Origin of the sequence: Nocardia sp. CA-135398, assembly GCF_050955845.1 — a bacterium.
Lineage (GTDB): Bacteria > Actinomycetota > Actinomycetes > Mycobacteriales > Mycobacteriaceae > Nocardia.
On record NZ_CP192084.1, the window covers coordinates 5700405 to 5724458 of the forward strand.

The 24054-nt window shown below is 65.4% G+C and carries 22 protein-coding genes and 1 pseudogene; 13 read left to right on the forward strand and 10 right to left on the reverse strand.

The features are described from left to right. Positions 1–34 precede the first annotated feature (34 nt). Positions 35–259, forward strand: a complete 225-nt coding sequence (locus ACQP1T_RS24905; RefSeq protein WP_433755476.1) for a hypothetical protein — start codon at positions 35–37, stop codon at positions 257–259. Between the two features lie 67 nt (positions 260–326). On the opposite strand, the gene ACQP1T_RS24910 is transcribed toward ACQP1T_RS24905, so the two are convergent. After that, on the reverse strand, positions 327–800 hold the full coding sequence (locus ACQP1T_RS24910; protein WP_433755477.1) for a hypothetical protein: 474 nt from the start codon (positions 798–800) through the stop codon (positions 327–329). A 158-nt stretch (positions 801–958) separates the two neighbouring features. Between ACQP1T_RS24910 and ACQP1T_RS24915 the strand changes: the two genes are divergently transcribed. Then, positions 959–1879: an LLM class flavin-dependent oxidoreductase gene (locus ACQP1T_RS24915; RefSeq protein WP_433755479.1), complete on the forward strand. Its 921-nt coding sequence runs from the start codon at positions 959–961 to the stop codon at positions 1877–1879. Positions 1880–2017: 138 nt separating this feature from the next. Here the strand turns inward: ACQP1T_RS24915 and ACQP1T_RS24920 are convergent, their stop codons facing one another. After that, entirely contained in the window at positions 2018–4564 is a 2547-nt protein-coding gene (locus ACQP1T_RS24920) for an MFS transporter (RefSeq protein WP_433755480.1), read from the reverse strand. A 319-nt stretch (positions 4565–4883) separates the two neighbouring features. Then, positions 4884–5885, reverse strand: coding sequence for a polysaccharide deacetylase family protein (locus tag ACQP1T_RS24925; protein ID WP_433755481.1), 1002 nt, complete (start codon positions 5883–5885; stop codon positions 4884–4886). Between the two features lie 826 nt (positions 5886–6711). Between ACQP1T_RS24925 and ACQP1T_RS24930 the strand changes: the two are divergent. Together ACQP1T_RS24930 and ACQP1T_RS24935 are read left to right on the forward strand one after the other, a co-directional pair. Further along, positions 6712–6903: pseudogene (locus ACQP1T_RS24930) on the forward strand (putative glycoside hydrolase); the annotation flags it as partial. Then, complete coding sequence (locus ACQP1T_RS24935; RefSeq protein ID WP_433755482.1) at positions 6902–7603, forward strand: putative glycoside hydrolase; 702 nt, start codon at positions 6902–6904, stop codon at positions 7601–7603. The pseudogene ACQP1T_RS24930 and the gene ACQP1T_RS24935, both read left to right, overlap by 2 nt. A gap of 3 nt (positions 7604–7606) precedes the next feature. Here ACQP1T_RS24935 and ACQP1T_RS24940 read toward each other — a convergent pair whose 3' ends face one another. Further along, the gene (locus tag ACQP1T_RS24940) at positions 7607–9091 is read right to left on the reverse strand and encodes an alpha/beta fold hydrolase (protein WP_433755483.1); all 1485 of its coding nucleotides are present in this window, start codon (positions 9089–9091) and stop codon (positions 7607–7609) included. A 137-nt stretch (positions 9092–9228) separates the two neighbouring features. On the opposite strand from ACQP1T_RS24940, the gene ACQP1T_RS24945 reads away from it, so the two are divergent. Beyond that, complete coding sequence (locus ACQP1T_RS24945; protein WP_433755485.1) at positions 9229–9555, forward strand: hypothetical protein; 327 nt, start codon at positions 9229–9231, stop codon at positions 9553–9555. 96 nt (positions 9556–9651) lie between these two features. Further along, complete coding sequence (locus tag ACQP1T_RS24950) at positions 9652–11010, forward strand: AIM24 family protein (RefSeq protein ID WP_433762342.1); 1359 nt, start codon at positions 9652–9654, stop codon at positions 11008–11010. A gap of 50 nt (positions 11011–11060) precedes the next feature. On the opposite strand, the gene ACQP1T_RS24955 is transcribed toward ACQP1T_RS24950, so the two are convergent. Then, complete coding sequence (locus ACQP1T_RS24955; RefSeq protein WP_433755486.1) at positions 11061–13085, reverse strand: M3 family metallopeptidase; 2025 nt, start codon at positions 13083–13085, stop codon at positions 11061–11063. A 19-nt stretch (positions 13086–13104) separates the two neighbouring features. On the opposite strand from ACQP1T_RS24955, the gene ACQP1T_RS24960 reads away from it, so the two are divergent. The 4 genes from ACQP1T_RS24960 to ACQP1T_RS24975 all read left to right on the forward strand — a co-directional run bounded on the left by ACQP1T_RS24960 (position 13105) and on the right by ACQP1T_RS24975 (position 15990). Then, entirely contained in the window at positions 13105–14754 is a 1650-nt protein-coding gene (locus ACQP1T_RS24960) for a bifunctional phosphatase PAP2/diacylglycerol kinase family protein (RefSeq protein WP_433755487.1), read from the forward strand. Between the two features lie 101 nt (positions 14755–14855). After that, positions 14856–15311 carry a peptide-methionine (R)-S-oxide reductase MsrB gene (msrB, locus tag ACQP1T_RS24965; RefSeq protein ID WP_433755488.1) on the forward strand — a complete coding sequence of 152 codons (456 nt, stop codon included), beginning with the start codon at positions 14856–14858 and terminating at the stop codon, positions 15309–15311. A 44-nt stretch (positions 15312–15355) separates the two neighbouring features. Beyond that, positions 15356–15820, forward strand: coding sequence for a peptide-methionine (S)-S-oxide reductase MsrA (gene msrA, locus ACQP1T_RS24970; RefSeq protein WP_433762343.1), 465 nt, complete (start codon positions 15356–15358; stop codon positions 15818–15820). A gap of 11 nt (positions 15821–15831) precedes the next feature. Further along, positions 15832–15990, forward strand: coding sequence for a hypothetical protein (locus ACQP1T_RS24975; RefSeq protein ID WP_433755489.1), 159 nt, complete (start codon positions 15832–15834; stop codon positions 15988–15990). A gap of 126 nt (positions 15991–16116) precedes the next feature. Here ACQP1T_RS24975 and ACQP1T_RS24980 read toward each other — a convergent pair whose 3' ends face one another. From ACQP1T_RS24980 to ACQP1T_RS24995, 4 genes are all read right to left on the reverse strand, one after another. Next, the gene (locus ACQP1T_RS24980) at positions 16117–16908 is read right to left on the reverse strand and encodes a hypothetical protein (RefSeq protein WP_433755491.1); all 792 of its coding nucleotides are present in this window, start codon (positions 16906–16908) and stop codon (positions 16117–16119) included. 62 nt (positions 16909–16970) lie between these two features. Then, entirely contained in the window at positions 16971–17399 is a 429-nt protein-coding gene (locus ACQP1T_RS24985) for a DUF6636 domain-containing protein (protein ID WP_433755492.1), read from the reverse strand. A 215-nt stretch (positions 17400–17614) separates the two neighbouring features. Beyond that, positions 17615–18406 carry an alpha/beta fold hydrolase gene (locus tag ACQP1T_RS24990; RefSeq protein WP_433755493.1) on the reverse strand — a complete coding sequence of 264 codons (792 nt, stop codon included), beginning with the start codon at positions 18404–18406 and terminating at the stop codon, positions 17615–17617. A gap of 122 nt (positions 18407–18528) precedes the next feature. Next, positions 18529–18963: a GlcG/HbpS family heme-binding protein gene (locus tag ACQP1T_RS24995; protein ID WP_433755494.1), complete on the reverse strand. Its 435-nt coding sequence runs from the start codon at positions 18961–18963 to the stop codon at positions 18529–18531. 176 nt (positions 18964–19139) lie between these two features. Between ACQP1T_RS24995 and ACQP1T_RS25000 the strand changes: the two genes are divergently transcribed. Next, on the forward strand, positions 19140–20867 hold the full coding sequence (locus tag ACQP1T_RS25000; RefSeq protein WP_433755495.1) for a DUF3556 domain-containing protein: 1728 nt from the start codon (positions 19140–19142) through the stop codon (positions 20865–20867). A 63-nt stretch (positions 20868–20930) separates the two neighbouring features. On the opposite strand, the gene ACQP1T_RS25005 is transcribed toward ACQP1T_RS25000, so the two are convergent. Next, positions 20931–21722, reverse strand: coding sequence for a transporter substrate-binding domain-containing protein (locus tag ACQP1T_RS25005; RefSeq protein WP_433755496.1), 792 nt, complete (start codon positions 21720–21722; stop codon positions 20931–20933). Positions 21723–21833: 111 nt separating this feature from the next. Between ACQP1T_RS25005 and ACQP1T_RS25010 the strand changes: the two genes are divergently transcribed. Both ACQP1T_RS25010 and ACQP1T_RS25015 read left to right on the forward strand, forming a co-directional pair. Next, on the forward strand, positions 21834–22115 hold the full coding sequence (locus ACQP1T_RS25010) for a YggT family protein (protein WP_433755498.1): 282 nt from the start codon (positions 21834–21836) through the stop codon (positions 22113–22115). 187 nt (positions 22116–22302) lie between these two features. Beyond that, positions 22303–24048 (forward strand): putative bifunctional diguanylate cyclase/phosphodiesterase, encoded by a 1746-nt coding sequence (locus ACQP1T_RS25015; RefSeq protein WP_433755499.1) that lies wholly within the window; start codon positions 22303–22305, stop codon positions 24046–24048. Positions 24049–24054 lie beyond the last annotated feature (6 nt).

Below are 24054 nucleotides of genomic sequence, written 5' to 3' on the forward strand. Positions count from 1 at the left end.
CGGCAAAGCCGTTGCGAGCGCGCATCATGTAACTATGGATCCTGAACCAGTGCGGGTGCGGGTGATCCTGTTGTTCGGCGATCGGGCGCAGGTGCAGACACCATGGCATCCGGCACATTCGCCGATGTGGATACCGGCGGCCGATATCGCCGAACAGGCCGGGCTGCCGCAGAACGAACTACCGGGACGGGAGTTCTGGGCCACCGGTGATGAGCACGAGCTGACCGGCTTTCGGCTGGTCTTCGATCCGCGACTCTGATACGCATCGGAATCGCGCAGTGCGGCACGCACATCCGCGTGCCGCGTGAGCGCCCGGAAGTCATGGGCTAGTTCGGCACGAGGTCGTATTTCAGTAGCTGGAACCCGGCGGGCACGGTGGCGCCCATCGAGATGCGATCCCCGGACCAGCTACCGACCAGTGCGAAATCGCCGTCGGCACAATCCGCGCCTTCGGCGGTGAGCATCGGGAGCGGATGGATGCGATGGCGGTCGTCGCCGTGCCTGACCGTCGCCTTGTCCACATAGGCGCGTTTGTCGTGATTGAGGATGTAGCGGCCGATGAAGCCGTGCTGGGGCGCGACCAGCGGGGCGACGGAGGCGGCCCGGTCGTAGAGGCCGGTCTGCTCCCCCACCTGCGGTCCGGCCCACACCACGCGGGTCGGCACCGTCAGCAGGCGCTCAACACCCTGGACGAAGTCGTCGCCGATCCAAGCGCGTTTCAGGAAGCGGACCTTGGGTTCCAGATACCCGATCAGCTTGTGATCGGCGTCCAGGAAGACGGCTCTGCAGAACTGCCCCACGGGGGTGATTTCCTCTCTGGGATAACGGCTTTCGGACAATCTAGCCGGGTGAGTGCCGCTGCCGCTCGGCGGGCGGTTACAGACGAGTTACCGGCATGTTCAGGTCTGCTCGCGATCACCTGGCCGTGGCGCTGCGCCGCGCGAGCTAGGCTCGGACGATGCGATACGCCATCTCGGTTCCGCAGCTCATTCCCGACGGATCGTTCCAACCGGAGAATCTGCGGACCTACCTGGATCGAGCCGAGACGCTCGGTTTCGAGAGCGCATGGACGACCGAGCAACTGCTCGGATCCGCGCCGAATCTGAGTCCGATCGAGTTGTTGACCTACGCGGCCGCATGCAATGAGCGGCTGCGCTTCGGATGCGCGGTGTTCGTGACGCCGCTGCACAATCCGGTGCACCTCGCCAAACGCATCAGCACGCTGGATCAACTCACCCGCGGCCGACTCGAGATCGGCGTCGGGATCGGTGGCCGCAACCGAATGTTCTCCGCCTTCGACGTCGACCCTGCCGACAATCTGGTGACCCGCTTCAACGAGGGGCTACGCGTCATGAAGGCGCTGTGGATCCAGCCGCGGACCGATTTCGAGGGCGAGTTCTGGCAGCTGAACGCCGCCACCATGGAGCCGAAGCCATTCCAGAAGCCTTATCCGCCACTGTGGTTCGGTGGCAGCACACCCGCGGCCCTGCGGCGCGCGGTGCGGCACGGCAACGGATTCTTCGGCGCCGGTTCGACTACGACGGCCAAATTCGCCGAGCAGGTCCGATTCGTACGCGAATCTTTGGCCGAAAACTCCAGCGCCCCATCGGATTTCCGCATCGCCAAACGCGTCTACATCGCGGTCGACGACGATCCGGCGCGGGCCGAACAGCGCATGGCCACCGCCCTGACCGATTTCTACGGCGACTTCGGCAAAACTCTGCTCCCCGTCGCCGTACACGGCACCCCCAAGGACTGCGTCCAGGGCCTACGTGCGGTGGCCGACGCCGGCGCCGAACTAACCCTGATCAACCCCCTCTTCGACGAACAATCCCAAATGGAACGCATAGCCACCGAAGTCCTCCCCCACCTCCCCTAACCCCCCGGACCCGACAACCTCGAGAATGCACGCACGGCGGTAAACGTCGAGAGGCGAACTCCCTCAGTGCATTTTCGAGGATTTCGACATGGTGCCCCGACTCGATGGCGAGCGTCTTCGGATCGGCGGCGGGGTGGGTCAGCGGGGGTCGGGGGCTTCTGCGGGTTCGTAGCCGAGGCGGACGTCGTGGGTTACTTCGCCGCCGGAGACCGTTACTCGGGTGGTGACGGGTGGGTAGCCGCGGGCTATTACGGTGTAGTGGCCTTCGGGGAGGTCGGTTACCAGATAGCGGCCGGTGGCGTCGGTGCGGGCCGTGGCGGTGAGATCGCCCGATGCGTCCAGGACGGTGATCTGGATGTCCGGGACGGCTCGGTCGCCGTCGGCCCAGGCGGATCCGGCCAGCACGGCCATCGACGCCATGTCGATGTCGTGATGCAGGAGACCGCTGTCGGGGATGGTGAGGGTGGTGGCGCTGGGGCGCATATGTTCGGCAACCGCCACCAGGGTATAGGTGCCCGAGACGACGCCGTGGCAGACATACGCGCCGTCGCCCCCGGTGATGGCGGCGCCGACGACCTCACCGTGGATATCGGTGAGCGTGACGGTGGCACCGGGTAGCGGGGTGCCGCGACCGGCCGAACGGACCACGCCGGACAATTCGCCCGAGCCGGTGAGGGTCAGGTCGAGCTGTTGTGGCCGCTGTCCGATGGCCACGCTGACCGCCTCCGGCCGATGTCCGGTCGCCGATGCGATCAACACGTAGTTGCCCGCAGTGGGTGCCTCGATGCGGTAGCCGCCGTCGGCATCGCCCATCGCGCGCGAAACCTGGTGTCCCCGTTGGTCGATCAGGGTCAGAACCGTGCCGGGCACCGGTCTGCCGTCCTCGCGCCCGATCCGCCCGCCGATGGATGTGCCCTCGTAGTCGAGACCCGAATGCGACTGCGGCACAACGGCGGCCACATACACACCATTGCCGTCGTGGTCCACCGAAACGCGGCCGACCGCACCCGCCAGCACCGGTTCGGGTTCGGAGAGCACCTGCGCGGCGCCCTCCCAGACCTGTGCCTCATCCCAGCTGGATTCCAGAGACACCGGCTCCACGACGGGAACCGGATTATCCTGCAGCGGAATCTCTTTCATGAACATCAGCACCAAGCAGGCCAGCAGCGCGACACCCGCCGCGGCATAGAAGACGCCGTGCATCGCATCGGTGAACCCGATCAGAATCGGCACCCTCAGCTCATCCGGCAGCGCCGCGATTCCGCTGGTATTGCTCTGCATGGTGCTCAACTGCGCGGCATCGAACCCGGCGGGCAGCGCACCACCGAATGCGTCGATGATCCGATGCGGCAACAGATTGAACAGAATGGTCAGGAACACCGCGACACCGAGGGTGCCGCCCATCTGGCGGAAGAAGGTCGCCGACGCTGTCGAAACCCCCATATCCGAACGCGGACCGGCATTCTGCGCCGCGATGATCAGGGTCTGCATGCAGCAACCGAGTCCGAACCCGATGACGCCGCCGTAGACCAGCGGCTGCCACAGCGGACTGTCGTAATGCACCTGCCCGTAGAGTGCCGCGCCGACCGCGATGACGAATGTCCCGATCACCGGCAGGATCTTGTAGCGTCCGGTCAATTTGGTGGTCAATCCGGCCAGCTGCGAACCGAACATGATCCCGAGCACCAGCGGCAGCATCAGCAGACCCGATTTGGTCGGCGAATATCCGCGCACCACTTGGAAGTACTGCGGCACCATGACGATCGCGCCGAACATCGCGATACCGACGATGAACCCGCCCGCGATGGTCACGCTGAAGGTCGAATTCTTGAACAGCCGCAACGGAATCAGCGCCGCATCCTTCATCAGGGATTCGACGAGCAGGAACAGCAGCAGGCCGCCCACACCGATCCCGTAGCAGATCAGCGCGCGCTGCGAACTCCAACCCCAATCCCGGCCCTGTTCGGCGACGATCAGCAGCGGCACCACACAGGTCGTCAATGCCACCGCGCCGATCCAGTCGATGCGGTGATCCTGACGCTGATGCGGCGTGTTGAGCACCTTGGCGACCACACCGAGCGCGAGCACACCGATCGGCGCATTGACCAGGAAGACCCAGCGCCAACCCTCGAGACCCCAGAGCTGATCGTAGTTGGAGAAGAATCCGCCGAGCACCGGACCGAGCACCGTCGCGGAACCGAAGACCATCATGAAATAGCCCTGGTAGCGCACCCGCTCCCGGGCGGGCACGATATCGCCGATGATGGTGAACGCCAACGACATCAACCCACCCGCACCCAGGCCCTGGAAGGCGCGGAATCCGGCGAGTTCGTACATCGAGGTGGCGAAGGTGCAGGCCACCGAACCGATGACGAACAGTCCGATCGCGGTGAGGTAGAACGGCTTACGACCGTAGATATCGGCCAGCTTGCCGTACAGCGGGGTGGTGATCGTCGCGGTGATCAGATATGCCGTGGTCGCCCAGGCCTGTTCGTCGAATCCGTCCAGGCTGTTGGCGATCCGCACGATCGCCACGCTCACGATGTTCTGATCCAGCGCGGCGAGGAACATGCCGAGCAGCAGTCCGGACAGGATGGTCAGGATCTGCCGGTGCGACAGTGACGTACCTTCACCGGCATCCAGGTCCGGCGACGTTGCCGGGGCCTGGACGGTCGAATTCGTCATAATTTGAGCCCTAGTTCTGATCGGCTATCCGTGGTGGAAGTGTCTCGAAACCTGAGTCGAGCCGGTCGAGCAATTGGCACACTGCGCCACAAGCGATCTGCCCCCACACACGATCACCCGTAACTAGTTGCGCTCGCTAATATACATACGGCCGCTCAGGGCGAAACGGCCTGGTCGGATCATCCCGGCGGCGAATGCTTCGGCGGCCGAGCGGATCCGAACGGCACTGCACCTAATCGCTGGCAACGGCCCGGCCGCAGCCGAAGATCATGACGGATTCGGCGTGAACCGGTTCGCCGAATCGTCGGTTCCATGCTTGTCAATAGGGGTTGAACTGGCCGCGCCAGCGCGGATTCACTTCGTCGGCAAGGACTTCGGGCGCCGAGATCCTGGTCGGGTTGCCGTCGGAGGTATAGCGCTGGTCCGGATGCTGGTCGAGGCGGTCGAGCCAGTAGGCGGAGGCGAAGTCGACCTCGTTTTTTCCCGAGCGGATGCGTGGCACACCAGCGGGATCGACCTGTCCGAATGGGGAGGGCGCGGGTTCGGCGCCGACCAGCAGCACGGCCTCGAACGCGTAGTTTGTGCCGTCCCAGCTTCCCGCGGTGGCGAGGGCACGATCGGTCGGAAAGATGCCCAGCGGCAAGGCCATCGTGCGCACGCGATTGCCTGGCGTCGCGGTCACGATCGCGCGCATGTTCTCGACCAGCTCACGTTGCACGCCGGTGCCGTCCAAACGGCCGAGGTTCGCATGGCTCGCGGTATGCGCACCGATTTCGTATCCGTGTGCGGCCAGCCAGGGCAGTGCGCGCGCGTCGCCGGCGAACGGCTCGTTATTGACATAGAACGTCGCGGTGGGATGGAAGTCGGGATTGCGCGCACCGAACTCCTCGAGAATCCCGATCGCGGTATCGGGGGCCACCTTTGCGTCCTCGGTGAACCGGAGTTGGGTGATGGTGGAGTCGTCGAAGGTGAGCACCACGGGGTGGGCGCCCGCGGGAATGTCGATATGGCCGGAGATGTAATCGGCGACGGTCACCGGTCGGTAGTCCTCGCGGTACAGGCGCTCGAGTTCGGCACGGAACTTCTCCGGTGTCTGGTCGTAATCGCCGACCGGAGTGGGTGTCACCTGGTGGTACATCAGGATGGGGACGAGGCCGAGTTCGTTGGCTCCCACCGCAATCGGGTCGGGCGTCGATGTGGACACCGGAACCTTTTCGATGGCCGCCGGGACCGGATCCGCCGCCGCACCACATGCGGTGGCCGTCGCGATTATCAAGGCCGACAGGACAACCCGAGTTCCGATAGCCGAGCGCCGCACCACCGATCGAACGGTACGCGGTGCCAAGGAATCTCGGTTGCGAATCGGCATAACCACGCCCGATCCGGCTGTCTGAGGTAGATAGTTAGGCAATAGCGACAGGTGAAAGTTGGTGTGCGCGTTGGATAAATTGGTCCGGATCACCGGGCGATGGCGGCTCGCGGCAATAGCGGTTATCGCAGTTTTATCAATCCTCATCGCATCCGTGATCATCGGCGCCAATCGGTCCGAGCCCGCGGGTTTGGCGCTGGCCGGATTACCGGACGGAGTCGTCGGGGCCGGCACGCTGAGCGGTCTCGCATTGCGCGTAGACGCCAAAGGCCACAATCCGAACGATATGCGGCTCGAACTCGACGGCAAGGCGGTGCACGGCACGGTCGAAGGCGATGCGGTGGTGTACCGGCCCGGACAGCTCGCCGATGGCGACCACACGTTCACCGCCGAGATCCCGCGCGCGGGCATACTCGGCCTGTTCAGCGCCGGTCCCGGGGCTACCGCGACCTTCACCGTCGATACCGAAGCGCCGAGACTCGAGGTGACCCAGCCGGGCGCTGCCGGGTCCTATCGTCAGCCGATCACATTGCGCGGCAAGGAATCCGGTGCCGTACACGTCTCCGTCGGCGCACAGTCGATCACCCCGGCCGCGGACGGCACTTTCGAGATCACGCTGCCGCGCACACCGGTCGGCGGTGCGGTGACCGCGGTCGACGCGGCGGGAAATAAGGCGACGCAGGCGATTACGACCTCGGTCGATATGCCGCGGGTCAAGGCCGTGCATATCACGGCGTACGGATGGGCATACGAGGGCTTGCGCGAGCCCATTCTGGATATGGCGCGCGAGGGCCGCATCGACACCGTTCAACTCGATATCAAGGATGAGGACGGGGTCATCGGCTACGACTCACAAGTGCCGCTGGCCCGGCAGGCTGGTGCGGCCACCGGTATCTACGATGTGCGCGCCGCATTGCGGCAACTGCACGAGCTGAATCTGCGGGTGGTCGGGCGGATCGTGGCCTTCCGTGATCCGACCATGGCCGAATGGGCCTGGCGCGAAGGCCATCCGGACTGGGTCATCCAGAATCCCTTCCGGTCAGCCGTATGCCAGCAAGTACGGTGCTATCGCATTCACCAACTTCGCCGATCCCGAAATCCGCAAGTACAACATCGATCTCGCGACCGAGGCGGCCGAGCTCGGCTTCGACGGGATCATGTACGACTATGTCCGGCGGCCGGATGGTGCGCTGTCGCAGATGCAGTTTCCGGGTCTGACCGTCACGCCTGGTGAATCCATCGCCGAGTTCCTGCACGAGAGCCGGGATCCGGTACGTGACAAAGGCGCGAATCTCGGTGCCGCGGTGTTCGGCATCGCGGCGACACGGCCGGATGAGATCGCACAGGACATTCCGCAGATCGCCCGGTATGTCGACTATGTCGCTCCGATGCTCTATCCGTCGCATTGGAATGCCGGTGAATACGGTGTCGCGAACCCCAATGCCCAGCCGTACGACATCATTTTCCGGTCGCTGGCCGACTTCTTCCACCAGACCGAAGGGACCGGCGCGAAAGTCATTCCGTGGCTGCAGGATTTCAGTCTTGGCGTGAACTACGGGGATGCCGAGGTCAAAGCGCAGATCGATGCGGCGTCGGCCGCGGGGACGAACAGCTTCTTCCTGTGGAACGCGGCGTCGCGATATCACTCCTCGGCGGTCGCGCCCGGTTGATTCCTACTGGTTCGCATAGCAGGTGACGTCGGCGGCAGGCAGGGCGCCGTCGGCGTAGTAGGTATTGATCGCGTTGTTGACGCAGGCGCTCAGATCCGGCCGGAAGGTCATGTGGATACGGATGTCCTGCAGTGTGACCATGCGGGATGCGGATAGGTGCTGATGTAGTCGAGCACCGTGGGTGTACGGCGTTCGCGCGTCGCCGGTTGCTTGCAGAATGAGCGCGGGAACCGAATTCCGCACGGTGGTAGCGGGTTCAACAGGTCCGGGCCAGAATGCGCACGGCTGGATGTTATTGGCCAGCGGACCGAATATCGGCTGCGCGGCACGACTGGCTTCGATATTGCCCGCGTACCACGCCGGATCTGTCGGTGCGGCGGCATCACCGCAGGCGATCTGGGCCAAGGTGGAGTTCTCCTCGGATCGCAAGGCCTGCAAGACGATTTGCAGGCGTGGCGCCCGCGCGGAGACAGGTGGGCCGCCCGCCGCATCGGCGATCTCGCGCAACGTTTCGGCCAGCGCCTGGTTGCGCCGGAAATCGGTCACCATGTTGTGCAAGAGAAATGGCAGCCAATGATCGTCGATCGGGAAGTCGTCCATCACGATCGGTTGCCGCCCCGCCGTGGCGATCAGCTCCGTCAGCCATGCCCGCACTTCCGCTGGGGACGAACCGAAGTGATACGTATCATCCTGTTCCGCAGCCCAATTCGACCATTCGTCGATCGCTCGCTCGTCCGAGTCACCCCAATCCTGCACGAGGCCGGTCCAATACCGATCCGGATCGATCGCGCTGTCGAACACCATCCGGTCGCTGTGTTCCGGGAACATCTGGGTGAATACCGCGCCGAGGTAAGTACCGTAGGAGACGCCGTAATAGCTGAGCTTCGGTTCGCCCAGCGCAATTCGGATGACTTCCATGTCGCGAGCGGTATTGCGGGTGGTGAGCTGCCGCACCTTCACCGGATCATCGGCCAGACAGCCCGCGGCCATATCGGCCGCCAGTGCGGTTTCCCGCGCGAAGCCCTGCGCAGTCAGACCCGCGGAATGGATCATTTCGCCGACCGACCATCCGCAGCGCGGCGTGCGCCCGGAGTGGCCGACACCACGCGGATCCATACCGATCAAATCGAAACGGGCCCGCACTTGCGGGCTGAGCACGTCACCGAGCAGATCCACGGTGTCCAGACCCGATGCGCCGGGACCACCCGGATTGGCCAGCAGCACGCCATGGCGCTGATCCGGATCGGCGGCCCGGACCCGGGAGATCGCGACCTTCACCGTGCGGTCGGAGGGCCGCAGATAGTCCAGCGGCACCAGCACATCCGCACATTCGGCCCCGGCCTTGTCCAGATCCTCGAGGCCGCAAGCGTGCCAGTGCAGTCGCTGGTGATAGAACCGGTATTCCGGATCGACCGCTGCCCCGGGCACGGTGATCAGCGCCGACCCGACCGCTATCAGCACCAACCACCGCAAAAGCCTCGCCGACAACCCACTCGCCTCTCACCGCCAAATCCCGCAACTTCGTACCACACCCCGTCGCAGGGCACCCTTGCCACATTTGGTGGTGCCGCCGATACTCCAAGGGGGCCGCGCCACCGCCGGTTCCGCATCGAGGGGAGGAACCAATGCTTCGAAGCCAATTGAATTCACTGCGGACAGTGGATGATTCGCTCGCCTACGGGCAGCCGTACGAAACCTCCGACGGCACCACGATCATCACCGTCACCAGGACGGGCGGCCTGCTGCGCAGCGCGCGTCCGGTGGGTGCGTTCGTGGTCCATGACGGCGAGGTCAGCTGGACACCCGCGGTCGATGCGACCCGGATCGCGCTGATGGGTGAATTGATCGGTCTCGCGGCCGCGGTCATCGCCACGCTCGCGGTGCTGCGCAGGCCGCCGTGGCCGGATCTAGCACGGGTGGTGGCAATCGGACGGGACTCGCGACACACTTGATCCCGTGAATCGCATGCCACTCGGACGTATCGACCGGGGCGGTCCGCCGTGACCGCACTCGCACGCGGGGAAAATCGCCCCGCGCCCGGTGACCGGATGATCGTGACCGTCACCTGTGCGGCGCCGGTCGATGTGTCGGCGCTGCTGCTCGGGGCCGACGGGCGGGTCCGGTCCGATGCCGACTTCGTCTTCTTCAACCAGCCCGCCGGACCAGGTGTCACCTATCGGCACGGCCGCGGTGCGGGCGATATGGTCGATGTGCAGACCTCCGCGCTGCCAGCCGATGTCGACAAGGTCGTGGTCACGGCCAGTCTCGACGGCAGCGGGCCGCCGACCTTCGCCGGCGCGAGTTCGCTGACCGCGACCATCGGATCCGATAACGCGACACTGACCTTCCCGATGACCGGGCTCAGCACCGAGACGGCCGTGGTGTGCGTGGAGATCTACCGGCGCGGCGGTGCGTGGAAGGTGCGCGCGGTCGGGCAGGGCTATGACAACGGGCTGGCCGGAATCGCGACGGCGTTCGGTGTGAATATCGACGACGAACCCGACGCGGCGCCGCCCGCTGCCCCGGCACAGTCGCAGGCCTCGGTACCGCCCGCGGCGCCGCAATATCCAGCCCAGCCGCAGTACCAGGCTCCGACGCCGCCCGCCTATTCCCCGTCCGGCGCCGTACCGCCGCCCCCACCGATTGCACCCCAGCAAGGAGCGCTGCCGATGCAGAGCGAACTGTTCAATCCGAGCCACGCCGAGGTCAACGGCATCGGCATCCAGAAGCAGGGCGGCAAGATGATCAAGGTCGCCGTCAATGGCGAGACCATGGCGCGGGCCGGATCGATGGTCGCCTACCAGGGCGATCTGCACTTCAAGGCACTCGGTTCGGGCGGTATCGGCCGGGCCATCCAGCAGCGGCTCACCGGCGAGGGCGTGCCGCTCATGCAGGTGTCGGGACATGGCGACCTGTTCCTCGCCGATGCCGCCGCCGACGTGCACACCGTCGATCTCGACGGCACCGATGGGCTCACCATCAACGGTTCGAATGTGCTCGCCTTCGATACCTCGCTGTCCTACAACATCCAAAGGGTCCAGGGCGCAGCCGGTTTCGCCAGTAACGCGGGCTTCTTCAACTGCGTGTTCACCGGGCGCGGCCGCATCGCCATCACCACGCACGGCTCACCCGTCGTCCTCAATGTCGACCAACCCACCTACGCCGACCCGCAGGCCGCGGTGGCCTGGTCGTCGAGCCTGTCCACCGGCATCAAACGCAACGACTCCTTCGGCCTCGGCCGCCTCATCGGCCGCAGCACCGGTGAAGGCCTGACGCTGTCGTTCTCCGGACGCGGCTTCGTCATCGTGCAACCGTCCGAACTGCCGCCGGGCGGTTTCATCGGCGGCACCGGTGGCGGCCAGGAGGCCGGACAGAGCGGCGGAGTGCTCGGCGGCTTGTTCGGATAATCATCCCGCGCTGGAACCGGCTGGGCCACAGCCGGTTCCAGTGCTACGGATCAGTTCAACAGACCCCGACGGATCAGGAGCGGTTCGATTTCGGGGGCGCGGCCGCGGAAGGATTCGAAGGCCGCGAGCGGGTCTACCGAGCCACCACGGGAGAGCAGTTCGCGACGGAACGTCTCGCCCTTTTCACGGATGGATGCGTCGCCCTCGTCGAACCATTCGACGGTGTCGGCGTCCAGCACCTCGCTCCAGATGTAGGAGTAGTAGCCCGCCGCGTAGCCGCCGGAGAAGATGTGGGCGAAGTAGCCGGTCCGGTAGCGCGGCGGAATCGCGTCGATGGCCAGACCGGCCTTGCGCAGCGCCTCTTCCTCGAATGCTTCGACGTCGGTATCGTCCAGCGCTTCGGGTGCGGATACGCGATGCCACGCCCAGTCCAGCAGCGTCGCGCCGAGGTATTCGACGGTCTTGAAGCCGGTTCCGAAACGCTCGGCTTCGGCCATCCGCTCGACCAGTTCGGTGGGCATGGGCTCGCCGGTCTCGATATGCCTGGCGTAGTTGGCGAGTATCTCCGGTCGTGACATCCACATCTCGTTCACCTGGGACGGGAATTCGACGAAGTCCCGTGGGACTTCGGTGCCGGAGAAGAACGGGTAGGTCACATCCGAGAACAAGCCGTGCAGCGCGTGCCCGAACTCGTGGAACAGTGTGCGCACGTTGTCCCAGGTGAGCAGTGCGGGTTCACCCTCCGGCGGCTTGACGATATTGAGGTTGTTGACCACCACCGGCCGCTTGCCCAAAAGCCGGGACTGGCTGACCAATTCGTTCATCCATGCCCCGCCCCGCTTCGATGGTCGCGCGAAGAAGTCACCGAGGAACAGTCCGAGCGCACTGCCGTCCGCGTCGAATACCTCGAAGATGCGCACTTCCGGGTGGTATCCGACCAGATCCTTTCGCTCCTGGAAGGTGATCCCGTACACCTGCTCGGCGGCGAAGAACACCCCGTCGCGCAGGACGCGTTCCAGCTCGAAATAGGGACGCAATGCCTCCGCATCCACCGAAAAGCGTTCGGCGCGAACCTTTTCCGACCAAAACTGCCAATCCCACGAGCGCAGCTCCTGCCCGCCCATGGCCTGCGTCAATTCGGCTGCCTCGCGCTCCGCATTGGCCACCGCGGGCGCGACCAGACGCCCGAGCATTTCTTCCACCGCCGCAGCGGTTTTCGCGGTCTGATCCTCGACCACATACGCGGCGTGATCCGAATAGCCGAGCAGCGCGGCACGTTCGGCTCGCAATGCGGCGATACGCACGGCGAGCGCACCGTTGTCGCCCAACCCGCGGCTCAGTGAAGCCGCCATCACCCGCTGCCGCACGTCCCGGTCGGCCAGCTCCGCCAGCAGGGGCTGATTCGAAACGTTCTGTAGCCGAAGCGCCCACGCGTCGTCGCGCCCCAATTCCCGAGCGTTCTGCGCGGCCGCAGCAACGGCCGCCTGCCCCAGCCCCGCCAATTCCGCCGCCGACTCGACGACCACCGTCGCAGCATTGGTCGCCGCCAAAATGTTCTGCCCGAATTCCGTTGCCGCCGCGGCGAGTTCCGCATTCAACTCACGCAGCCGGGCCTGACCGGCCGCATCCAGCCGAGCTCCCGCCCGCACGAACCGAATGTGATACTGCTCCAGCAGCCGCGCTTCCTCGGGATCCAATCCCAATTCCTCCCGGCGCCCATAGAGCGCCTCGACCCGCGCGAACAGCTCGGGATCCAAATAGATCGCGTCCCGGTGCGCCGCCAGCTTCGGCGACACCTCCGCCTCGATCGCATCGGTGGTCTCGCTGGAATCGGAGCTCGTGATATTGAAGAACACATTCGCTACCCGAGTCAGCACCGCTCCCGAACGCTCGAACGCCGCAATGGTATTCGCGAAACTCGGCTCCTCCTCGTTCGAGGTGATGGCGGCAACCTCTGCCAATTGCTCCGCCATCCCTCGCTCGAACGCAGGCAAATAGTGCTCCGTACCGATCTCGGCGAACGGAGGAAGCTCATACGGCAGCGCACTTGGCTCGAAGAACGGGTTGCTGGTCATAGATCAACCCTATTGGCCTGTGACCCGCTTCGCACTGACCCGGGGCACGAGCGGCACCCGGCTGTCCGCCGCGATCGGTAATGTCGAGCGGGTGAGTGGCTGGGTGCGGCGAAAGTTCTACAGAGTCGGACGATTCGATCGGGCGGTCGGCAGTGCGGTCGCCGAGTTACCGGCCTCGATGGTCGACAGCGGCCTGCTGCGGCTCACCAAGAGCGCCGATTTCAGCGCGCTGTGGCTGGCCAGTGCCGCGCTGCTCGCCACCCGCCAGGGCACACCGCGGCGGGCCGCGCTGCGCGGGGTGGTCTCGGTCGGGGGCGCGAGCCTGGCCGTCAACCTCGTACTCAAGACACTCATCGCGCGGCGCCGACCGGCCGCCGAACTATTGCCCGCATACCGGCGGCTGCTACCGGCCCCGACGTCCTCATCCTTCCCCTCCGGGCACAGCGCCTGCGCGGCGGCATTCGCCACCGCGGTCGCGCTCGAAAGTCCGCGCACCGCACTGGTTGTCGCCCCGCTGGCCGCCACTGTCGCCTACTCGCGGGTGCACACCGGTGTGCACTGGAGCTCCGATGTGCTCTTCGGAGCGGCCGTTGGTTCCGGTATCGCATTGGCAACCCGACGCTGGTGGCCGGTGCGTGAATCGGACGAGGCGCAGGCCAGGCTGGTCCGCGAGGCGCCCGCGATGGTCGCGGGCAAAGGTCTTGTGGTGTTGGTGAATCCGGTCTCCGGCGATCCGACCTACGATCCCACCGCCGATATCAGTGCGGCCCTGCCCGCCGCCACCGTCCTGCGCACCCGACCCGACCTGGATGTCGCCGAACAACTCGAGCGGGCACTGGCCGAACACACCGAGCCCGTGCTGGCGATCGGCATCGCCGGTGGCGACGGCACCGTGGCGGCCGCGGCCGCGGTGGCGTTGCGGCACGAATTGCCGCTGGCCGTCATCCCCACCGGCACGCTCAACCATTTCGCGCGTGATCTCGGCGTCTACGACCTGCGTGAGGTGATCGATGCCACCGGTGCGGGTGAGGCGGTCGCGGTCGATATCGCGCGCGTCGAGTACGGTGACGAAACCGGTTCGCATACCAGGCATTTGATCAATACCGCCAGCATCGGCGCCTATCCGGACCTGGTGCGGCTGCGCGAGAAGTGGCAGGCGCGCTGGGGCAAATGGCCCGCCTTCGCGGCCGCACTCGTGGTTACCCTGCACCGGGCCGAACCGATCGAGATCTATCTCGACGATCGGTGGCAGCGGGTGTGGTTCCTGTTCATCGGCAACGGCCCCTACCACCCGCACGGCGCCGTACCCGCCTTCCGCGACCGGCTCGACGCCGGACTACTCGACGTCCGCTGGTTGCGCGCCGATCTGCGCTGGTCGCGCACCCGCGCGTTGGTGGCGCTGCTACTGGCCGCGATCGGCCACAGCAAGGTCTACGGCGAGCGCCGCCTGCCCGAACTGTATGTGCACTTACCCAAGCCGGAGGCGCTGGCCACCGACGGCGAGGTGATCGGCAAGGCCACCCACCTGCATTTCGCGATGGCGGGCCAGCTCGCCGCCTACCGCCGCGACGAATCGAACCCCCGCTGGGCCGACCGCTTCCGCCCACACCACCGCCGAGCGCCCTGGCTCCGCGATGTCTTCCGTACAAACCGCACGCCTACCGCATAGGTCCTGGCCGCCCAATAATGACGGAAGTGTGACGCGCTGCTCGGCGGGGACTTTCCGGATCGGGCCACGGGTTGTACGTGGGGCCGATATGAGGAGGTCAGGTGGCACAGGAATACAACCGGAACCCCGCTGCGGTGGACGCGCTGTCGCCCGAGCAGTACCACGTCACCCAGGAGAACGGGACCGAGCGGGCGTTCACGGGCGAATACTGGGACAATCACGAGCCGGGTATCTATGTGGACGTGGTGTCCGGTGAACCGTTGTTCGCCTCGGTCGACAAGTTCGACAGCGGTTCGGGATGGCCGAGTTTCACCAAGCCGATCGATGGCGAGAACGTGGTCGAGAAGCGGGATTTCAGTCATCTGATGATCCGCACCGAAGTACGTTCGGCGCACGGTGACAGCCATCTCGGGCATGTGTTCACCGATGGGCCGCGCGTAGCGGGCGGCCTGCGGTATTGCATCAACTCGGCGGCCCTGCGGTTCATCCACCTCGATGACCTCGAGGCGGAAGGCTACGGTCGGTACAAGACCCTGTTCACTAAGGAGGACGCGTGACCGACACGCGAAAGGCGATTCTGGCGGGCGGCTGCTTCTGGGGCATGCAGGACTTGATCCGCAAGCAGCCGGGGGTGATTTCGACGCGGGTCGGCTACTCCGGCGGGCGAAATGATCACCCCACCTATCGCAACCACCCGGGCCACGCCGAGGCCGTCGAGATCATCTACGACCCGGCGCAGACCGACTACCGGGCGCTGCTGGAGTTCTTCTTCCAGATCCACGATCCGACGACCAAGGACCGCCAGGGCAACGATATCGGTACCAGCTACCGTTCGGCGATCTTCTATCTCGACGACGAGCAGAAGCGCGTCGCGCTGGAGACCATCGTCGATGTCGATGACTCGGGCCTGTGGCCGGGCAAAGTGGTCACCGAGGTGACCCCGGCGAGTGAGTTCTGGGAGGCCGAGCCCGAGCACCAGGACTACCTGCTGCGCTACCCGGACGGATACACCTGCCACTTCCCGCGGCCGGGCTGGAAGCTGCCGAAGCGGCAGACCACCGCGTAGTAGCCCACGCCTTGTGCCGCAATTTGTTGCGGCACAAGGTATTCGATGCGCCGAGCAGCCTGATGGGCCGACTGGTCACCCAGGACAACGATCTGCTCGGCGTACCGCTGGCGAAGGGCGACCGGATCGCGGTGCACTGGCGGTCGGGCAATCGCGACGCGACCAGATAGCTGACCAGCTTTCGGCTCGTGCCGGGCACGACGATTCGACCGGCGTTCGGCAGTGCGATCAGCACCCAGCGCATAGCGGGCCGCGGGTTGTGCATCTGGTTGTGCTTGATGTAGTTGGCGACACGATTATGAACTCCCGGTGAGGGATTCGAGCTCATCGCGCAACTCCGCGACCTCGGCGGCAAGCTCGTCGCGCAGCTGTTCGCGTTCCCGGAGGCTGGTGCGCAGGTTGTCCACCGTGTCGTTCATCGCCTCCAAATTCCGGTCGGCACCGGCCAGCCGCCACTCGACGACCGCGCGACGGTCGACCTCCGCGCTGGCGTACATCACCCAGCCCACAACGTAATCCAGCCACTCCGGCTGTTTGGGCATGCGTTGATCGGCATCCCATCCGCGCCGTAGCGACGGCTTCGACGACAGCACCCGATCGGCGCTCGGTCCCGTCAGCTGCACGAGATCGAACTTTCCGGCACTCGTCACCACCGCGGTGAGGCGGAAAAGCCCCGCGAGGTGCATCCGCAACTCCGCCGCACCCCGGCCGTCGGTATCCATCGCACCCAGCCACGGCCCTTCCGCCGCATCGATGATGGAGCCGAGCACCCCGAGTTGCCCGGCACTGCGACGCCCGCGCGTCACCCGTTCGCGGAGGTCATCGAGCGTTGCGGACATCTGATCCCAGTGCATGGCGCCTCCCTGTCTCGCGTTTGTGACTACCGACAGTTTCACCGCTCGGTCGCGGGTGCGAGGGCGCGGCGCGCCAGGGTCGGCCATAGGAATTATCAGGTCGCCGATACAGCGTCGTTGCTCCTCGCGCATATCGATCACGACGGCCTGCAGCCGCTCGACCAGCTCATCGTTGGCCGACCCGGTGCCGCCGGTGCCGCGAGCCAACGCCGCGTCCAGCGATCGGGCGATCACGGCCGCGAAGTCAGCGACGATGAGGTCCTTTTGGTCGGAAGGCCGGTACAGGGTCCTAACGATCAGTCGAGCTGATAACCCTCCCGTGCGAGCGAGAACCAGTGTCCGGTACGGGTATTCGCGCATTTCATACCGGACGTCCGGCTCTCGCAGACCACTTCGCCGGCACGGAACGACTGACCGTAGTCGAGGATCGGCAGGCTGGTGTCCCGGATCGTGTCACCGTGGCAGGTGAACCGCGCCGGATCGCCCTGGAACAGCACGATGCGGTCGCCGTACGCCTGGTGGCAGTCGCTCGGCTTGGCCGGTGCCGCATACGAACGGTCGCCGATTTCGCAGACCGCGCCCTTATCGGCAACCACGCAGGTCATATTTCCGCTCGGCGACCGGAACCCGTTCGACAGATCCGGCTGCTGCGCCCCCGCCACCCCGAAGGCCAATATCGACCCGGACACCGCCGCCAATGCCGCAATACCCACCCGATTCATCATCCGAACTCCCCCATTTCGGGGTCCGATGCGGCAGGCCGCGCCCGCCGGTCGACACCGGACCACACAGAGAAGTTCGCGGATCGCTGGAGAAACGTATACGTGGGCGGGGCCTCGGTTCGCTGGGTGGACCCTCGAGTGACCATCCTCGCGGCGCCGATCCGCTACCGAACCGACGCTCGCCCCGAGATGTGAATACCGTCGAACTGGTGGCTATCTCACCGCTCCGATGGAGATTCCCCCGGAGACGAAGCCTCGCTGGTGCCGGTCAGGATGGTGCGCAGGACCAACTCCGGGTCATCGATCATGGGGACGTGCCCGACTCCGGGCAGCACCTCGAATGTGACACCCGGCAGGCGCTGCTGAGCGATCGCGCCGTTGACCGCGACCGGAAAGATGCGGTCGGCCTGCGACCAAGCCACCGTGATCGGGCAAGGTAGTCGCTCGAATTCCGCGATCGCATCTCGGGTGTTGAGTAGGTCATCCGTGACCGTACAGCCGAGCAGATCGGCGACGATGCCCGCGGCCGCCGATGGTTCGAGGCGATCGCCGTGTTCAGCGATGACCCGCAGGGCCACCCGCCGCACCAGCGATGACCGCAGTGTCAGCGGTGCGAGCGGCCGGGTGAGCCGCGCGAAGGTGACGTTGCGCGCGATGGTGGCGGAGGAATCGGCGTGCCCTGTTCCGCCCGCATCCCAGAATCCGGCCGGTGAGAGCGCGCAGACAGTACGTGCCCGACCGCGCCGCGCCAACTCGATGGCGGTCCACCCACCGAGCGAGTTCCCAACCAGATGGGCTGTCGCCCAGCCATTTTCATCGAGCAGCCGTTCGACCTCGTCGACAAAGTCGGCAATCCGTGCCGGACGCCGCGATACCGCCGCCCCACCCCGATGCCCCAGCGCAGTCGGCGCGAGCACCTGGAACCGGGCCGACAACTTCGGAACCAGCGGATCCCACACCCGCGCCGACATCGCCACCCCGTGCAACAGCACCAGCGGCTCACCGCTCATCGCGCCCGCCCCACATCGACGTTCATGACTATCTCCCTCATCGCCTCGAAAACAGGTCTACCTCAACAGCCCTGCGAGCGTCGAACGGCCTCTCGGAATCGTGCGGATAACGGTGCGCACCGCTACCCGGCGGAACGGTTCTCCTGCCATCGCTGCACCGCTGTTTGCACGGCCGCCTCGTCTTCGAGGGCATGGGCGCCGGACGCGCCTGCGGCACCGAGGATCAACTCGCCTTCGGTGACCAGAACACCGCCTGCCCATGGGACGAAGTCGCCGTCGTAGAGGTGTTGGATGCTGTCCACGATCCCGCCGGGCAGTTCGATCTGGCCGGAGGGCCGCAGGGCGAGCAGCGCGGTACGCGCCTTGGCCACCGCGATTCGGCTGGTCATGGGCATACCGCCGTCGCCACGCCGCAGGGCGATCACCTCACCCGCGAGGTCGACAACCGCCACCGCCAGCGGCGGGAACCCTCGCTCGGCACCGACCGCCAACGCGGTCTGCACCAACCAATCCGCATCGGCCGACTTCAGTCCAGGAAAGCGCGGAGTACCAGACACGAGCCTGAAACTAAGGGTGATAGCGGCGGCCGTCAAAGCATCCGCCGCGCCAACCATAATCTCGGTCGTCGGGACCGGTGATTGACAGCAAATGGTCGAGCTGTCAACGTATCGGAGCACATCGGATGCCGTGATTGGAGTTGGTGCTCCGATGTCGGCGAATCGGAGAGTGCTTGATGGGGTTTCTCGAACCCGACCTGCCCGTGGTCGATATGGCGGAGTGGAGCAAGGGCACTCGAGGTGAGCGGATCCGGCCTATGGCGCGGCATTGGGCCGAGGTCGGTTTCGGGACGCCGATCGCGCTGCATTTGTTCTATGTCGGCAAGGTCTGTCTCTATATTCTCGGTGGCTGGCTGATCGTGTTGTCCACCAGGGGGATCGATGGATTCGCGAACATCGATGCGTGGTGGTCCGAGCCGATCGTCTTCGAGAAGGTTGTGCTGTATACGCTGCTGTTCGAGGTGGTCGGGCTCGGGTGCGGGTTCGGTCCGTTGAACAACAGGTTCTTTCCGCCGATGGGGTCGATTCTGTATTGGTTGCGGCCCAAGACCATTCGGTTGCCGCCGTGGCCGGGTGTCGTGCCGCTGACCAAGGGCACCGATCGTTCGCCGGTGGATATCACGCTGTACGCGGCATTGCTGGTAATGACCGTGGTCGCCTTGCTATCCGACGGAACCGGTGCAGTGCCGGAGTTGGATACGACGGTCGGGCTGCTGCCGATTCGGCAGATCGCCACGATCCTCGGCCTGCTGGCGCTGATCGGGTTGCGCGACAAGGTGATATTCCTGGCGGCGCGCGGCGAGGTCTATGCCACGCTCGCCGTCACCTTCCTTTTCGCCGCGGATATGGTCGTGGCCGCGAAGCTGGTCTTCGTGGTGATCTGGATGGGTGCGGCGACATCGAAGCTGAACAAGCACTTTCCGTTCGTGGTGTCCACCATGATGTCCAATAGCCCGGTTTTCCGGCGAAAGTTGCTCAAGCGCAAGTTCTTCGAGAACTTTCCCGACGACCTGCGGCCGGGTCGGCTGTCCCGCATCTTCGCGCACGGCGGTACGGCCGTCGAGATGTGTATTCCATTGGTGCTGTTCTTCTCTCACGGCGGCTGGCTGACGGCGGTCGCCGCGTTCGTGATGGTGTGCTTCCATCTGGCGATCCTGACCGCCATCCCGATGGGTGTCCCGCTGGAGTGGAACGTCTTCATGATTTTCGGTGTGCTCGTATTGTTCGTCGCGCACGCCGATCTCGGCCTCGCCGATCTGCATCACCCGGTGCCGGTGGTGCTGCTCTTCCTGGTGATCGCGGGCATCGTGATCACCGGAAACCTTTTCCCCCACCAGATTTCGTTCCTACCGGGCATGCGCTATTACGCCGGTAACTGGGACACCACGATGTGGTGCATCAAACCCTCCGCCGCCGAAAAGATCGGCCGCGGCATCGTCGCGATCGCCAGCATGCCGCAGGCCCAGCTGGAGCGGTTCTACGGCAAGGACCGCGCCCAGATCCCGATGTTCATGGGATATGCCTTCCGCGCCATGAACACCCACGGCCGCGCCCTGTTCACCCTCGTGCACCGAGCCATGCCATCCGGCCACGAGGACGAATACACCCTCACCGACGGCGAACGCATCTGCAGCACCGCCCTCGGCTGGAATTTCGGCGACGGCCACATGCACAACGAACAACTCATCACCGCCATGCAAGAGCGCTGCCACTTCGACCCCGGCGAAGTCCGGGTAGTCCTCCTCGACGCCCAACCCATCCACAAACAAACCCAGTCCTATCGCCTGGTCGACGCCGCCACCGGCGAATTCGAACGCGGCACAGTAAATGTCGCCGACATGGTCACCCGCCAGCCCTGGGCCGACGACGTCCCCGTTCACGTCACCCACACCGACCGGGACTGACCGAAGAAGCCCTCAGCTTCGCGGAGCCGAGCCACGCTGGATTCGGTGGTGTCGGAGAAGCGATCACCCGATCCAGTCGGTCAACAGCTTATTGCTTCTGCCGGTGCGGATTTCGGTTTCGAGCCAGGTGTTGACGACGGTGTTGAAGAGGGTGTCGCCCTTGGGCAGGAGGTAGGCCTTGGGGGCGGAGTCGAAGGGGGTGTCGGGGTGTAGGACCTCGAGGGTGGGGTGGGTACGTTGGCGGTAGCGGCCCTCGACCGAGTCGGTGACGAAGACGTCGGCGTTGTGCTGTTCGAGCTGGTCGTAGATGGTGAGGTTATCGGGCCAGATGGTCAGCTGGGCCGCGGGGAAGTTGGTGCGGGCGAAGGCCTCGTTGGTGCCGCCGCGGTTGACGATCACCCGGACCTCGGGGCGGTTGATCTGGTCGACAGTGGCGTAGTCGGCGGCGTCGGTGCGGCGCACGACGGGGGTCTTGCCGTCGATGGAGGTGGGGATGGAGAAGTCGGCGACGATGCGGCGGGCCGGGGTGTCGGAGATGCCGCCGACGGCGATATCGCAGCGTGCGAGGAAGTCGTCGGTCAGGGTGGACCAGGTGGTCGGAATCCATTGCGGGACAACATGTAAGGTCGCGGCGAGGTCGGCGGCGAGAGTGATGTCGACGCCGCGGTAGCTGCCGTCGTCTTCGCGCAGGGTGTAGGGCGGGTAATCGCCGGTGGTACAGACGCGCAATACGCCCGATTGCTGCACGGTGAGCAGATGCGACGCCTCCTGGGCGGTCGCGACCGGCCCGGTGGCGAGCAACCAGCACAGGGTCGACAGGACGGCTATCGGCAGATATCGGAGCGGTCGGCGCATCGGGACAGGCTAACCGACCTGATAGTCGGCTGAGAACCCGACGAACGGGACACTTCCCAGCCGGTCGCGACCGTTGATACTGGTAGCTGGCCACCCACGAAGGAGTTCGACATGACCCTAATCGGCACCTTGCTCGGGTTAGCCCTGACGGTATTCATCCTGCTGCTACTGGCCCGGCTGGTATTCGATTGGGTAGGTGTGCTCGCCGATGGCAGGCACCCTCAATGGGTGAATCGCGCCCGCGACCTGAGCCACGCCGCGACCGAACCGGTGATCGCCCCGGTGCGCCGGTACCTGCAGCCGGTCCGCCTCGGCGGACTCTCCATCGACCTGGCATTCACCGTGGTGTTCATCGTCGCCCTGGTCCTGCGTCAGATCTTCTTCAGCCTGTAGGCGATGGAATCCATCGCCTACGGGAGTTGTGGCTCGCGGCCGGTCTGATCGACCTCACTGTCGAACCGATCGTCGTACCCACCGTCTTTCGCGACTTCGACGACTTCTGCACTGACCCGAAAATCATCGGGAACGGCGGTGTCTCCCAACATCATCGGTCGGGAGTTGCGCTGTAAGATCAGGTCTCATGGGTTGGGAAGCCGGGCCCGGTGCAGGAGACGGCTCGCGCGGCGACCTGACCGGACGCTGGACTGCCGCGCTGACAGGTGGGGCGCGTGATCATGTGGTACCGACGAGTGCGGGTGGGACGCGCATGCTGCTGACGCGGCTGGCCATGGAGTTCGAAACCGCAACGCAGACAACCGAATCCGCCGATCGGGTGGCCGAGTTGGGGGCAGAGCTGGCGCGGTCGCATTTCGGCGGTGACGAGGTGCTCGGGCGCAGCATCGCGGCACTCAGCGCGCATTTCACCGAGACGGGCAGCATCACGGCGGATCGGCTGGCCGATTTGCTCGCCGCCTTCACGAATGGGTATATCCGCGCATTCCGGGCATGGCTGCTCGCCGAGCAGGAGGGCGTCCGCGCCGCCGAAGTCGCCGCCCGACGCGCGGTCGCCGAACAGTTGCGCGCGAGTGAGGCGCGGCTGCGATATCGCGCCCACCACGATCAGCTGACCGGCCTGCCGAATCGGACCAAATTCATCGAGGCGCTCGCCGCCGCCTTCGCCGATCCGAGTGCCGATTTCGGCCTCTGCTATCTCGACCTCGACCATTTCAAACTCGTCAACGACACCTTCGGACACGCATTCGGCGATCAACTGCTCATCCAGGTCGGCGCCCGCCTACGCGCCTGCGCCCAACCCGGTCGATTGGTGGCGCGCATGGGCGGCGACGAATTCGTCATCCTGGTCCCGCGATCCGGTGAAACCGTCGCCGCGGTCGCGAAGCACATGCTCGACGCCTTTACTCGACCATTCGATATCGACGGCCACCACCTCACCGTCACGGCGAGCATCGGTGTCATGGAGGGGCGCACCGAGCACACCACCGCCGATGAACTCCTGCAGGCCGTCGATACCACCATGTACTGGGCCAAGGCCGCGGGTCGCGCCCGCTACGCGGTCTTCGATGCCGATCGCGGCCGCCGCGAACACACCCGCGCCGAACTCTCGGCCGCCATGCCCGCCGCCCTGCTCCACGATGAACTCTTCCTGGACTACCAGCCCATCGTCGCCCTCGCCGACCAGCGGATGATCGCGGTGGAGGCACTGGTGCGCTGGCGGCATCCGGAACTCGGCGTACTCGCCCCGGCGCAATTCGTGGACCTCGCCGAGGACAACGGCCATATCGGCGCATTGGGCGCGCAGGTGCTCGAGCGCGCGTGTCGTGACAGCCGGGACTGGCACGACCGCTTTCCCGGCCGGACACCGATCGTGAGCGTCAATGTCTCCGCCGCCGAGGTCGCCGACCCGACCTGGCTGGATCGGGTCCAGGACGTCATCGCCGAGACCGGCATCGCACCGGATCGGCTACAACTCGAACTGACCGAGCGGGCCTTCATGCACACCACCGGGCGCCCGCTACAGGCATTGCGCACGTTGTCCGAGGCCGGTGTCCGCATCGCGATCGATGATTTCGGCACCGGCTATTCCAATCTCGCCTACCTGGGGCAACTGCCGCTCGATGTCGTCAAACTCGCGGGACCGTTCATCCGCTGTATCCGCACCCCGGAATCGCCCGGTGCCACCGATCTGCTGGTGCTCGAATCCATTATCGAACTCACCCATGCCCTCGGGTTCACCCTCACCGCCGAATGCGTCGAAACGCAATATCAGGCCGATCGGCTCGAATCGCTCGGCTGCGACAGCGCACAGGGTTGGCTTTTCCACCGGCCCATGCCGGTCGCGGAGATCACCGAACTGCTTTCCGGCTGACGAGCA

Bases quoted from the DNA above. Each gene is read 5' to 3' on its own strand.
- ACQP1T_RS24920 (WP_433755480.1), bottom strand. From the start codon at position 4,564: ATGACGAATTCGACCGTCCAGGCCCCGGCAACGTCGCCGGACCTGGAT.
- ACQP1T_RS25000 (WP_433755495.1), top strand. From the start codon at position 19,140: ATGGGGTTTCTCGAACCCGACCTGCCCGTGGTCGATATGGCGGAGTGG.
- ACQP1T_RS24990 (WP_433755493.1), bottom strand. From the start codon at position 18,406: ATGAGCGGTGAGCCGCTGGTGCTGTTGCACGGGGTGGCGATGTCGGCG.
- ACQP1T_RS24955 (WP_433755486.1), bottom strand. From the start codon at position 13,085: ATGACCAGCAACCCGTTCTTCGAGCCAAGTGCGCTGCCGTATGAGCTT.
- ACQP1T_RS25015 (WP_433755499.1), top strand. From the start codon at position 22,303: ATGGGTTGGGAAGCCGGGCCCGGTGCAGGAGACGGCTCGCGCGGCGAC.
- ACQP1T_RS24945 (WP_433755485.1), top strand. From the start codon at position 9,229: ATGCTTCGAAGCCAATTGAATTCACTGCGGACAGTGGATGATTCGCTC.
- ACQP1T_RS24985 (WP_433755492.1), bottom strand. From the start codon at position 17,399: ATGATGAATCGGGTGGGTATTGCGGCATTGGCGGCGGTGTCCGGGTCG.
- ACQP1T_RS24950 (WP_433762342.1), top strand. From the start codon at position 9,652: ATGATCGTGACCGTCACCTGTGCGGCGCCGGTCGATGTGTCGGCGCTG.
- ACQP1T_RS24905 (WP_433755476.1), top strand. From the start codon at position 35: ATGGATCCTGAACCAGTGCGGGTGCGGGTGATCCTGTTGTTCGGCGAT.
- ACQP1T_RS24915 (WP_433755479.1), top strand. From the start codon at position 959: ATGCGATACGCCATCTCGGTTCCGCAGCTCATTCCCGACGGATCGTTC.
- msrA (WP_433762343.1), top strand. From the start codon at position 15,356: ATGCAGGACTTGATCCGCAAGCAGCCGGGGGTGATTTCGACGCGGGTC.
- ACQP1T_RS25005 (WP_433755496.1), bottom strand. From the start codon at position 21,722: ATGCGCCGACCGCTCCGATATCTGCCGATAGCCGTCCTGTCGACCCTG.
- ACQP1T_RS25010 (WP_433755498.1), top strand. From the start codon at position 21,834: ATGACCCTAATCGGCACCTTGCTCGGGTTAGCCCTGACGGTATTCATC.